The sequence below is a fragment of the Streptomyces sp. NPDC102360 genome, from assembly GCF_044766085.1.
GTDB lineage: Bacteria > Actinomycetota > Actinomycetes > Streptomycetales > Streptomycetaceae > Streptomyces.
In genome coordinates this window covers 614,657-626,877 of record NZ_JBIWLG010000002.1, presented here as the reverse complement: position 1 = coordinate 626,877, position 12,221 = coordinate 614,657, and the positions used below count along the sequence as shown (strand labels likewise).

The 12,221-nt window shown below is 72.7% G+C and carries 10 protein-coding genes; 8 read left to right on the top strand and 2 right to left on the bottom strand.

Annotated features, from left to right (window positions below; genetic code table 11):
* Positions 1–32: 32 nt before the first annotated feature.
* The gene (locus tag ACIRHA_RS12300; protein WP_403843513.1) at positions 33–2,999 is read left to right on the top strand and encodes a DEAD/DEAH box helicase; all 2,967 of its coding nucleotides are present in this window, start codon (positions 33–35) and stop codon (positions 2,997–2,999) included.
* Between the two features lie 47 nt (positions 3,000–3,046).
* On the top strand, positions 3,047–4,333 hold the full coding sequence (locus tag ACIRHA_RS12295) for an SWIM zinc finger family protein (RefSeq protein ID WP_403843511.1): 1,287 nt from the start codon (positions 3,047–3,049) through the stop codon (positions 4,331–4,333).
* A gap of 86 nt (positions 4,334–4,419) precedes the next feature.
* Here ACIRHA_RS12295 and ACIRHA_RS12290 read toward each other — a convergent pair whose 3' ends face one another.
* Both ACIRHA_RS12290 and ACIRHA_RS12285 read right to left on the bottom strand, forming a co-directional pair.
* A complete protein-coding gene (locus tag ACIRHA_RS12290) occupies positions 4,420–5,073 on the bottom strand; it encodes a peptidase (protein ID WP_403843508.1) in 654 nt (217 codons plus the stop codon).
* 1 nt (position 5,074) lies between these two features.
* Positions 5,075–6,283 carry a pyridoxal phosphate-dependent aminotransferase gene (locus ACIRHA_RS12285; RefSeq protein WP_403843505.1) on the bottom strand — a complete coding sequence of 403 codons (1,209 nt, stop codon included), beginning with the start codon at positions 6,281–6,283 and terminating at the stop codon, positions 5,075–5,077.
* Positions 6,284–6,389: 106 nt separating this feature from the next.
* Between ACIRHA_RS12285 and ACIRHA_RS12280 the strand changes: the two genes are divergently transcribed.
* From ACIRHA_RS12280 to ACIRHA_RS12255, 6 genes are all read left to right on the top strand, one after another.
* On the top strand, positions 6,390–7,061 hold the full coding sequence (locus ACIRHA_RS12280; RefSeq protein ID WP_403843502.1) for a winged helix-turn-helix transcriptional regulator: 672 nt from the start codon (positions 6,390–6,392) through the stop codon (positions 7,059–7,061).
* A gap of 268 nt (positions 7,062–7,329) precedes the next feature.
* The gene (locus tag ACIRHA_RS12275; protein WP_403843499.1) at positions 7,330–8,112 is read left to right on the top strand and encodes an MHYT domain-containing protein; all 783 of its coding nucleotides are present in this window, start codon (positions 7,330–7,332) and stop codon (positions 8,110–8,112) included.
* 123 nt (positions 8,113–8,235) lie between these two features.
* Positions 8,236–10,635, top strand: a complete 2,400-nt coding sequence (locus tag ACIRHA_RS12270; protein ID WP_403843496.1) for a nitrate- and nitrite sensing domain-containing protein — start codon at positions 8,236–8,238, stop codon at positions 10,633–10,635.
* A 65-nt stretch (positions 10,636–10,700) separates the two neighbouring features.
* Positions 10,701–11,090 (top strand): roadblock/LC7 domain-containing protein, encoded by a 390-nt coding sequence (locus ACIRHA_RS12265; RefSeq protein WP_403844458.1) that lies wholly within the window; start codon positions 10,701–10,703, stop codon positions 11,088–11,090.
* A gap of 20 nt (positions 11,091–11,110) precedes the next feature.
* Positions 11,111–11,518, top strand: coding sequence for a DUF742 domain-containing protein (locus ACIRHA_RS12260; protein ID WP_403843493.1), 408 nt, complete (start codon positions 11,111–11,113; stop codon positions 11,516–11,518).
* A complete protein-coding gene (locus ACIRHA_RS12255; RefSeq protein WP_403843491.1) occupies positions 11,499–12,077 on the top strand; it encodes a GTP-binding protein in 579 nt (192 codons plus the stop codon). Before ACIRHA_RS12260 ends, ACIRHA_RS12255 begins: the two co-directional genes overlap by 20 nt.
* Positions 12,078–12,221: the final 144 nt, after the last annotated feature.

Sequence of the window (12,221 nt, the reverse complement as noted above, 5' to 3'; positions counted from 1 at the left end):
AGGCCTGAGCGGAGAGAGGAAAGGGAGGTGGCGTGAGCGTGCCTGAGCTGTCGGGTGTCCCGCTGAGCGCCGCCGCCGTCTTCCTGCCCGATCCGCTGCCCCGCGCGGGGCGGATCGCCTTCTGGTCCCCGGACGCGGATGCGTCGGACACGCCGGACGAGTGGGGCGGGGCCGGTGGGCCGGCCCTTCCTGGCGCCGACGGCGAGCTGACCGTCGTACGGTCGCACGGCTCCAGTGTGCGCAGCCGCAAGGTTCCCGCGCTCGTGCTGCCCGTTCTCGACGCGCTGCCGCCGCTGCTGCGGGCCCGCCGCACCCGGGGCGCCCACCCGGCGGCGGCCGCCTGGGGAGCGGCCGCGGCGCACGCCCTGCACTTGGTGGCGCGGGGGCGTCTGCTGCCGGGCCTCACCGCCTCCGACCACGACGCGTGGCGCGCGGGCCCGCTCGACGAGGACGACGTGGCGCAGGTGCGGGCCATCGCCGCCGCCCTGTCGCCCGAGGGATACGCGACGCCGGTGCCGGGGAGCAGGCCACTGCGGGTGCCGCAGCCGGAGGCGCTGGTGAGGGCGCTGCTCGACGCGGTGGCCGACGCGCTGCCCCGTACCCCGGCAGCGGCGCACGCGGCGGGCGCGCCGTTCGCGGCCGCCGCCGCCCAGCACATTCCGCGGGCCCGCCCCTGGGCCGTCGAGGCGGCGGCCGGGCTCGACGCGGGCGTGAAGGTGTCATTGCGGCTCGACCTGTCGCAGGCCGCGTTGTTCGACGGGGACGACGTGACGGATCCGGAGGCGGATCCGGAGGCGGATCCGGAGGCGGCGCCAGAGCCGGAATCGGAGTCGGGGTCCGGGGAGCGCGCGGGAGCGCGTCGCGCGGGTGCCGCCATCGTCCAGGTGCACAGCCTCGCCGACCCCACGCGCGTGGTCGACGCCGCAGGACTGTGGGCGGGGGAGGCCGGTGAGCACTTCGGGCCGCGCGCCCGGATCGACGCGGTGCTCGCGGTGCGGCGGGCCGCGCTCGCCTGGCCGCCGCTCGGCCGCCTCCTGGAACAGGACGTGCCGGACGTGCTGGCGCTGTCCGACAGCGAGCTGACGGATCTGCTCGGGCCCGGCGCCGCGCGCCTCGCCAAGGCCGGAGTCACCCTGCACTGGCCGCGCGACATCGCCCGCTCCCTCACCGCGACCGCCGTGGTGCGCGCGCAGGCCGCGCCCGGCTCGGCCACCGACGGGACGCCGTTCTTCGACAGCGAGGAGCTGCTGAAGTTCAACTGGCAGGTGGCGCTCGACGGGGACCCGCTGACCGAGCGCGAGATGGACCTGCTCGCCGAGTCGCACCGCGCGGTGGTGCGCCTTCGCGACCAGTGGGTGGTCGTCGACCCCGATCTCGTCCGCAAGGCCCGCAAGCGGGAGTTGGGCCTCCTTGAGCCCGTCGACGCGCTGGCGGTCGCGCTGACCGGCGAGGCCGAGATCGACGGGGAGCGGGTCGCGGCCGTGCCCACGGGCCGCCTCGCCGAGCTGCGCGACCGGCTCACCCGCGGCATCGACACCGTCGAGCCGCCCGAGGGCCTGCACGCGACGCTGCGCGACTACCAACTGCGGGGCCTCGCCTGGCTCGACCTCATGACCTCGCTCGGCCTCGGCGGCTGCCTCGCCGACGACATGGGCCTCGGCAAGACCGTCACGCTCATCGCGCTGCACTTGCGCCGCGCTCGGCCCGCGCCCACGCTTGTCGTCTGCCCGGCCTCCCTGCTCGGCAACTGGCAGCGGGAGATCGAGCGGTTCGCCCCCGGCGTCCCGGTGCGCCGCTTCCACGGCGTGGACCGCGCCCTGACCGGCGTCGAGGGCGGCTTCGTCCTCACCACGTACGGCACCCTGCGCACCCGCGCCACCGAACTCGCGGGACACACCTGGGGCATGGTCGTGGCGGACGAGGCGCAGCACGTGAAGAACCCCAACTCGGCGACGGCGAAGGCGCTGCGCACGATCGAGGCCCCCGCGCGCGTGGCACTCACCGGCACACCGGTGGAGAACGACCTGTCCGAGCTGTGGGCCCTGCTCGACTGGACGACACCCGGGCTGCTCGGACCGCTCAAGGCCTTCCGTGCCCGGCACGCGCGCGTGGTCGAGGGCGAGGTCCCCCTCCAGGGCCAGGGCGGGACGAACCCGGAGGCGATCGAGCGGCTTGCCCGCCTGGTGCGCCCGTTCATCCTGCGCCGCAAGAAGTCCGACCCCGGCATCGTCCCCGAACTGCCCCCGAAGACCGAGTCCGACCATCCCGCGCCGCTCACCCGCGAGCAGGTGTCGCTCTACGAGGCCGTGGTGCGCGAGTCGATGGCGCAGATCGAGGAGGCCGAGGGCATCGGCCGGCGCGGCCTGATCATGAAGCTGCTCACGTCGCTGAAGCAGATCTGCAACCACCCGGCGCAGTACCTCAAGGAGGGCCAGGGCGACGGTTCCCGCCCGCGCCTGGCGGGCCGCTCCGGCAAACTCGCCCTCCTGGACGAGCTGTTGGACACGATCGTGGCCGAGGACCGCTCGGTGCTCGTCTTCACCCAGTACGTGTCCATGGCCAAGCTGCTCGCCATGCACCTGACCACCCGCGGCATTCCCAGCCAGCTGCTGCACGGCGGCAGCACGATCGTCGAGCGCGAGCGCATGGTCGACCGTTTCCAGTCCGGAGAGGTGCCCGTCTTTCTGCTCTCCCTGAAGGCGGCCGGCACCGGACTCAACCTCACGCGCGCGGGGCACGTGATCCACTTCGACCGCTGGTGGAACCCGGCCGTGGAGGAGCAGGCCACCGACCGCGCGTACCGCATCGGGCAGACGCAGCCCGTGCAGGTCCACCGGTTCATCGCCGAGGGCACGGTGGAGGACCGGATCGCCGAACTCCTCGCCACCAAGCGGGCCTTGGCGGACGCGGTGCTCGGCACCGGCGAGGCGGCGCTCACCGAGCTGACCGACCGGGAGCTCACGGACCTCGTGACGCTGCGCAGGGAGGCGCACCAGTGAGCCCGACGCGAAGGCCCCAGGGGTCGCACAGGACGCCCCGGCCGCACGTGCCGGGCCGCGCCGGCGCCGACGAGCAGGCGCGCGCCCGGCACCTGGACGCGCGCCGCACCTTCCCGCCGCTGCCGCCCCGCGCCGAGCCCGGCGGCAGTTTCGCCCTCACCTGGTGGGGCAACGCCTGGGTGGACGCCCTCGAAGACACGGCCCTCGACCAGGGCCGCCTCGCACGCGGCCGCGCCTACGCGGACCGTGGCCACGTCGACGCGATCACGGTCACCCCCGGCCGCGTCATCGCCTACGTGCACGGCTCGCGCCCCCGCCCCTACCGGGCCGAACTGCGCCTGCGCACCCTGCCGGACGACGCGTGGGACCGCTTCCTGAGTACGGCCGCGGCCCGCCCCGAACACCTGGCGTCGCTGCTCGACAAGGACGTGCCGCACGCGCTGGCGGCGTCCGCCGACCTGCTGCCCACGGTCGACGAGCTCACCCCCGAGTGCACCTGCCCGGACCGCGGCCATCCCTGCAAGCACGCGGCGGCGCTCTGCTACCAGACGGCGCGGCTCCTCGACGAGGACCCGTTCGTCCTGTTCCTGTTGCGCGGACGCGGCGAGCAGGAGCTGCTGCGGGCGCTGACCCGGCGCAGTTCGGTGCACGAGGCGGAGGAGCGCTCCAAGGCGCGGGCCCCGGAGCTCGACTCGCTCCCGGCGAAGGACGCGTACGCGAGCGCGGGTGCGGGTGCCGGGCAACTGTCGCAGCTGCCACCGGAGTTCCCGCCGCCGCAGTACTCCGAACGCCCGCCCTCCTACCCGCAGGCGCCGGACGCCCCCGACCCGCTCGCGCTCGACCTCCTCGCCACGGAGGCGGGGGTCCGCGCCCACGCGCTGCTCACCACCGGTACCGACCCGATCGCGCCGCTCACCCCGTGGCAGGACGCGGTCCGCCTCGCCGCGGCCCACCCCGGCTCGGGTCTCACGGCGGCGACCCGCGCGCTGTACGCCTCGCTGTCCCGTGGCACGGGGCGTACGCCCACGGATCTGGCGCGTGCGGTCGCCGCCTGGCGTCAGGGTGGGCCCCAGGGGCTTTCCGTCCTGGAGGAGGAGTGGGACCCGCCGGCCGGGCCCTTCGACCGGGCCCGTCCCGCGCTTCTCGCCGTGGGGCATCCGGACTTCCGGCCCCACCGCAACCATTTGTCGACCCGTTCCGTCCAGCTGCGTCTGGGCCGCGATGGCTGGTGGTACGGATATGAGTCGGAGCCGGATCGTGAGGACTGGTGGCCCCGCGGGGAGCCGGGGCGGGATCCGGTGTCGGCGCTCGACTCGCTGCTCGGCGGCGGCTGACTGCCGGGGCTCCGCCCCGGACCCCGCTGCTCAAACGCCGCAGGGGCTTGAGTGGCCGACCCCCGCAGGGGCTTAAAGGATGCTGCTCAAGCGCCGCAGGGGCTTGAATGCAGGACCCGGTTGGTCAGGGATATGCCCCTCCCGGCGAAGAATTGCTCGAAGTGCTCAACCGGCAGGTTCGCCGTGCGGGTTGCCGCGTTCGTGCCGGACGGGTTGTGGAAGTGGTAGCCGGAGCCGTCCGGGGTGCGGGCCGTGACGAGGACGAGGTGGCCGCCGCGACCGGGGGCCGGCTCGTGCGGGCGCCGGATCGCGTAGTGCACGGAGGCGATGACCAGGCGGCCCGCGTCGAGCAGTTCGCCGATCTCGTCCGCGCGCAGGGTGCGGTGCACCGCCGCGTCGACGCCGTGCACCTCCCGTACGTACCCCACCGCGGGGGCGTAGATCATGCCGCGGATCTCGCCCTCGGCGTCCACCCGGTACGCGCCGAACTTCAGCGCCCCGTCGCGCAGTTCGAAGAGCGAGGGAGCGCCGGGGCCGAGCGCCATGCGCAGGCACGTCGCCCCGCACAGATGCCCGCACCAGCGCGCGTAGTCCTCGACCGTCGCCGCGCCCGACTGCCGCCACGCGGGATCCCGCGCCCGGTCGAAGCGCCCGGACACGATGGGCCCGACCAGGTCGGGGGACGCGAACTGCGTGTGGCTGGAGTGCCCACAGGCACCGCACGTTGTCGAAGTGATCACGTCACTGACGGTATCCGCTCAGGAAGCGCCCGATCCGGCTGATCGCGGCATCGAGATCATCGGCGTACGGGAGCGTGAGGATGCGGAAGTGGTCCGGGGTCGGCCAGTTGAAGCCGGTGCCCTGGACGACCTGGATCTTCTCGCGGAGCAGCAGGTCGAGGACGAACTTCTCGTCGTCGACGATCTTGTGCACCTTGGGGTCGATGCGGGGGAAGGCGTACAGCGCGCCCTTGGGCTTCACGCAGCTGACGCCGGGGATCTCGTTCAGTTTCTCCCACGCCTTGTCGCGCTGCTCCAGCAACCGCCCGCCGGGCGCGGTGAGTTCGCGGATCGACTGGCGGCCGCCGAGCGCGGCCTGGATGGCGTACTGGGCGGGCGCGTTCGGGCACAGGCGCATGGAGGCCAGCATGGTCAGGCCCTCCAAGTAGCTCTTCGCGTGCTGCCGCGGGCCCGTGACCACCATCCAGCCGGAGCGGAACCCGGCCACCCGGTACGTCTTCGACAGGCCGGAGAAGGTGAGGACGACGAGGTCGGGGGCGAGGGTGGCGGCGGTGTGGTGCACCGCGTCGTCGTAGAGGATCTGGTCGTAGATCTCGTCGGCGAACACCATCAGGCCGTGCCGGCGGGCGAGATCGAGGATGCCCTCGATGATCTCCTTCGGGTAGACCGCGCCGGTCGGGTTGTTCGGGTTGATGATGACGACCGCCTTCGTGCGGTCGGTGATCTTCGACTCTATGTCGGCGAGGTCCGGGTACCAGTCCGACTGCTCGTCGCAGAGATAGTGGACGGCCTTGCCGCCGGAGAGCGTCGTGACCGCCGTCCAGAGCGGGAAGTCGGGCGCCGGGATGAGGACTTCGTCGCCGTCCTCCAGAAGCGCCTGGATCGCCATCGAGACCAGTTCGGACACGCCGTTGCCGAGGAAGACGTCGTCGACCCCGACGTCGAGGCCGAGCGCCTGGTAGCGCTGGGCGACGGCGCGGCGCGCGGAGAGGATGCCGCGCGAGTCCGTGTAGCCGTGCGCCTGCGGGAGCATCCGGATCATGTCCTGGACGATCTCCTCCGGCGCCTCGAAGCCGAACAGGGCCGGGTTGCCGGTGTTCAGGCGCAGCACGCTGTGGCCCGCCTCCTCCAGCGCGTTGGCGTGCTCGATCACCGGGCCGCGGATCTCGTAACAGACCTCGCTCAGCTTGCTCGACTGCCGGAACTCCATGCGCTTGCCCTCCAGGCGGACCAGGTGTCACTGTGCCGAACCGTTGTTGCTTGGTTTTACCAAGTGGACGCTTGGAAAGTCCAACAAGTTGCATAGACTGCGCGCCATGCCACGCCGAAGCTACGACCAGTACTGTGCCGTCGCCCGCGCGCTCGACGTCGTCGGGGACCGCTGGACGCTCCTCGTCGCGCGCGAACTCCTCGCCGGGCCGCGCCGCTACACCGATCTGCACGCCGACCTGCCGGGCGTCAGCACGGACATGCTGGCCACGCGACTGAAGGACATGGAGCGGGACGGCCTCGCCGAGCGCCGCCGGCTCCCCGCGCCCACCTCGGCGTACGTGTACGAACTCACCGAGCGGGGGCGCGGATTGCTGCCCGTGCTGCAAGCGCTGGGGGAGTGGGGCGCGCCGGGCCTCGCCGAACGGCGGCCCACCGACGCGGTGCGGGCGCACTGGCTGGCGCTGCCGCTGGCACGGCAACTTGAGGCGCTGGGGGAGCCCGGCGCGGTGGAGGTCCGGGTCGACGAGGGCGTCTTCCATGTACGGGTGGGTGGAGATCCCGTACACCCCGCACACCCCGCACATCCCGCATATCCCGTATATGGGGACGGCGTGTACCCGGACGGGGAGCCGGACGCGCGGCTGAGCCTGGAGGCCGAGGTGTGCGGCGAGGTCGCCCGCGGTGCGGTCGGTCTGGTCGAGGCGGTGCGCGGCGGACGCGTCACCGTGACCGGAGCGGGTTCGCTGGCGAAGGCGCTGCGCGGCGGCACCTCCTGAAACCTCTCCTCATAGGCGTCCCGCGAGGAACGGCGGCAATGTCCGGACCGTCCCGAGGCGCGGCGTGACAAGAGTCGCAACATCATTCGCGGTCACGGGACGTGCCAATTTGTGAAGACCCCATGAACTCGGGCTCTGCCAAGGTTCTACCAGTCGGTAACCCCTCTGGTGCAGGCCAATTACCGCTCTGAACAGGCCGTCTCATGCGTGTTAGCGTCCCGGTCGACCGGGGGGCCGATGTGAAGAGTGAGAGGGACCCGTAGCGAATATGGGGCACATGCACCACATGACAGGCGGCTGGATCACTCCGCTCCTGTCGTACGTGATGGCTGTCGTGGGATCCGCTCTGGGCCTGCGCTGCACCGCGCGTGCCCAGGCCGCCGGGCAGCGATCCAAGCGGAACTGGCTGCTGACCGCGTCCGTCGCGATCGGCGCCGGGATCTGGACGATGCACTTCATCGCGATGCTCGGCTACGCCGTCGACGGCACCGCGATCCGCTACGACATCCCGCTCACCCTCCTGAGCCTGCTCGTGGCGATCCTGGTGGTCGGCGCGGGCATGTTCGTCGCCGGATACGGAAAGTCCCGCGCCCTCTCCGTCGTGCTCGGCGGACTCGGTACCGGGCTCGGCGTCGCCGCGATGCACTACATCGGCATGTCGGCCGTGCGGCTCAACGGGTCCCTCTCCTACGACCCCGTGCTCGTGGCGGTCTCCGTGGTGATCGCCGTCGTCGCCGCGTCCGCCGCGCTGTGGGCCGCGCTGTCCGTGCGCGGACCCGTGATCGCCGCCGTCGCCGCCCTCGTGATGGGCCTCGCGGTGAGCAGCATGCACTACACCGGAATGGCCGCCGTGAAGGTGAGCGTGCATCCGGGAACCACGCCGCTGTCCGGCGCCACCGCGACCGCGTTCATCCTGCCGCTGGCCGTCGTGCTCGGCTCGTTCCTCTTCCTCACCTGCGCCTTCGTCGCGCTGTCGCCGACGGCCGACGAGCGCGCGCGGAGCGAGGCCGCGGCCCGCCCGCTGCATGAGGTCGAACTGCCCGCCACGTAGGGCGACACGTCTCTCGCGACGTTCGCGCAGGCAGGTCCGCCGCGCAGGCGCGGCGCCCCTTGGGTGTACGCCACCCCACCCCCCCCACACACACACCACTCAGCCCGGCCGAGGAGCTGCCCCATGCCCGCGCGCTTTCCGCTGCCCGAACGGCTGCGCTCCAAATCGATCAGAGCCAAGGTCGTCACCCTGCTCACGGTCCCCGTCGTCTCCGTGATGGCGCTGTGGGGTCATGCCGCGGTGACCACGGCGTCTCAGATATCCGACAAGGAGCAGCTGAAAGAGGTGAACTCGGCACTCGTCACGCCGATTTCGCGGTTCACCGGCGCCGTGCAGGGCGAGCGCGCCGCCGCCATGAAGTACCGCGTGGCCCACGACGCCACCACGCGGCAGGACTTCACGGAGGCAACGGCCCGCACCGACAAGGCGGTTGACGCCCTCAACGCGGGATTGCGCTCCATCAGCACCGACCTCGCCGACCTCGACGCGTCGCTGCCCGACCGCATCCAGAAGCTGAAGTTCAGCGCCGACAGTCTGTCCGGACCGCGCCAGAAGGCGGGGGCGCGGGGCGCCGTGCAGGCCATCGGCGGCTACGACACCGCGGTCCAGCGGGCCCTGTCCGTACGGGCCGGACTCGCCGCGGCCGACAGCGACACGGCCCGTACGCTGCTCCAACTCGCCCGCGCCCACGACGCGTTGAGCCGCCAGGACGCGCTGCTCGGCGCCGTGCACGCGGCCGACACGGAGATGACGCCCGGCCAGTACCGCGACTTCGTGGGCGACGTGGCGGTGCAGCGCAGCCTCACCGAGGCCGCGCTGCCCGACCTGAAGGGCGACGACGCCACCGCGTTCCGTGCCGCGCTCGGCACCGCCGGCGCCAAGGACCTGAGCCACGTGCAGGACATGGTCCTCGTCGCGGGCGCTTCGCAGGCCGCCGACGCGGTGCCCGCCGGGCGCTGGCAGGCGGATGCGCGGGACACCCTGGCCGCCCTGGACAAGGCCGGGGCCCGGGCGATCGACGAGGCCGCGGGAGCCGAGCCGTACTCCCTTTCCGCCCTGGGCAGTTCGGGCATCGCCGTGCTCCTCGGTCTGCTCGGTGTGATCGTGTCGCTGCTGCTCTCCGTACGCATCGGGCGCGGCCTCGTCGCCGACCTCACGGGGCTGCGCGACGCCGCGCTCGACATGGCGGCGACCCGGCTGCCCGCCTCCATGCGGCGCATCCACAACGGCGAGGACGTCGACCTCGACAAGGAGGCGCCGCTCGACGAGACGCCGCACAGCGACGAGGTCGGGCAGGTCGGCGCGGCCCTCACCACCGTGCAGCGCGCGGCGCTTCGCGCGGTCGCGGACCGGGCCGCGGTTCTCACGGGTGTGTCCGGTGTGTACGTGTCGCTCGCCCGCCGCAGCCAGGTGCTGCTGCACCGCCAGCTCGACCTCCTCGACGCGATGGAGCGTCGCACGGAGGACCCCACCGACCTCGAGGACCTGTTCCGTATCGACCACTTGACGACGCGCATGCGACGTCATGCGGAATCGCTGCTGATCCTCTCCGGGTCGGCTCCGGGGCGTGCCTGGCGCAACCCGGTGCCGCTGATCGACGCGGTCCGTGCGGGGCTCGCCGAGACGGCCGACTTCGACCGGGTCCAGCTCCAGGACATCCCCGAGCTGTCCCTCGCGGGTTCGGCCGTCGCCGACGTGGTTCACCTCGTGGCCGAACTCGCCGAGAACGCCTCGGTGTTCTCGCCGCCGCACACGCCTGTGGTGGTGCGCGGTGAGCCGGTCGGGGCGGGGGCCTGTCTGGAGATCGAGGACAGGGGCCTCGGCATGAGCGACGAGGCGCTGGCGGACGCCAACGCGCGTATCAACGCGGCCGACATCGACCTGCTCGACTCCCGCAAGCTCGGGCTCTTCGTGGTCAACCGGCTCTCGGAGCGGCAGCGACTGGATGTGACCCTCCGCCGCTCCATCTACGGCGGCATCACCGCGGTCGTCTTCATCCCGCAGAACCTTCTGGAGGCCCCGCACCCGGGCCTGCGGCCGGTCCCGGAGGCCCCCCTCCCGCAGCGGACCGCCACCCCGACGGTGAAGGCCGACCGTCCCCCGCCCCGGGGCTCCGCCCCAGTCCCCGCTCCTCAACCGCCGGCGGGGCTTGAAGTGCAGGACCCCGTCGGGGCGGAAGGGCAGTCGCAGGCCGCCCGCCTTGGGCAATCTGCCGCCTTGGGCGGCAGGGTGGGCAAGGCGGCACCCCGGCGCGGCGCGCCCGATACGGAAGGCCCCGGCCCCGTCGCGGAGAGCCCCGCCCCCGGCACGGAAAGCTTCGGCCCCGGTACGGAGGACCTCCCGCGGCGCGTGCGGCAGGCGAACATCAGTCCGGAGTTGCGGGACAACGTGCCCGCGCAGGGCGACGCCGCGGGGGCCGGCGCCCGGTCGCCGGAGGCCGCCCGCGCCACCATGACCTCGCTGAGCTCGGGCCGCAGACGCGCCCGCGCCGCCCGCGAGGAGAACGACGGAGGACCCCGATGACCCCCACGTACAACGTCACCAACCTGGGCGGCGCCGCCGGCGAACACCCCGAAACCGGCGGAGCCATGGGCATCGACTGGCTCCTCGACGAGCTCGCTGCCCGCGTCCTCGAAGTCCGCCACGTGGTCATGCTCTCCGGCGACGGCCTCTGCGTCGGCGCCTCCACCGGCCTCGGCCGCGACGAATCCGAACGCTTCTGCGCGATCGCCTCCGGATTCCACTCGCTCGCCAAGGGCGCGGGCCGCCACTTCGCCGCGGGCGGCGTCGTCCAGACGATGGTCGAACTCGAAGGCGGCTTCCTGTTCGTGGTCGCCGCGGGCGAGGGCTCCTGCCTCGCCGTGTTCACCGACGGACACGCCGACATCGGCCTCGTCGCGTACGAGATGGCCCTGCTCGTGGACCGCGTGCGCGAACACCTCGGCGTACCGAACCGCTCGGACGGCGATACTCCGTGACGCCACCACCCCCAGACCCCATGGACGCCTGGTCCGACCGCTACGACGAGGACGCGGGGCCCCTGGTCCGGCTCTACGCCATGACCTCGGGCCGTGCCCGCACCGGCAACGGCGCGGAACGCATGGACCTCATGGCCATCGTCCGCCCCACCCACACCAGGCCGGACGGACCGCTGCCGCCCGAACAGCGCGAGCTGCTCGCCCTGTGCCTGCGCGGCCCGCGCCCGCTGGCCGACCTCGCCTCCGACTCCGGCCTCCCGTTGGGCGTCGTACGCGTCCTGCTCGGCGACCTGGCGGCGAAGTCCCTCGTCACCGTCGTGCCGCCGCGGGCTCCGGCCGCCGACCCCGCAACGGGCGAACCCGCGTCCTACGCCCGTCCCGACGCCCACCTCCTCCGAGAAGTGATCAATGGCCTACGCGCACTCTGACCCGACCGCCCGCGCCGACTTCACGGCCCTGAAGGTGCTGATCGCGGGCGGCTTCGGGGCCGGCAAGACCACGATGGTGGAGTCCGTCAGCGAGATCCGTCCGCTGCGCACCGAGGAGGACCTCACGGTCGCCTCGCGCGGCGTGGACCACCTCGACGGCGTCACCACCAAGTCGACGACGACCGTGGCCATGGACTTCGGCCGCATCACGCTGCGCGAGAACCTCGCGCTGTATCTGTTCGGCACGCCGGGCCAGGACCGCTTCTGGTTCCTGTGGGACGAGCTGGCGACGGGGTGCCTGGGCGCGGTCGTCCTCGCGGACACCCGCAGGCTCGCCGACTGCTTCCCCGCGGTCGACTACTTCGAGAGCCGCGGCATCCCATTCATCGTCGCGGTGAACTGCTTCGACGGCGTCCGTTCGCACTCCTCTGAAGCGGTCTCCCGCGCGCTCGACCTCGGCCCGGACACCACGGTGCTGCTGTGCGACGCGCGTGACAGGGAGTCCGGCAAGGAGACGCTGATCTCGCTCCTGGAGCAGGTGCTGCGCCGGGACGCGTGACCACCCGACCGTATGAGCCTGACCCGGTGTCCAGGCTCAGAGAGATCGTTCGTGTGGACTTGTGTGGCCGATTCTCCCCAGGCGCTCTCCAAGGAGCTCGTTCCTCCCCGGCCGGTGGCAGTTGCCGGCGGCGCGGTCTCAACG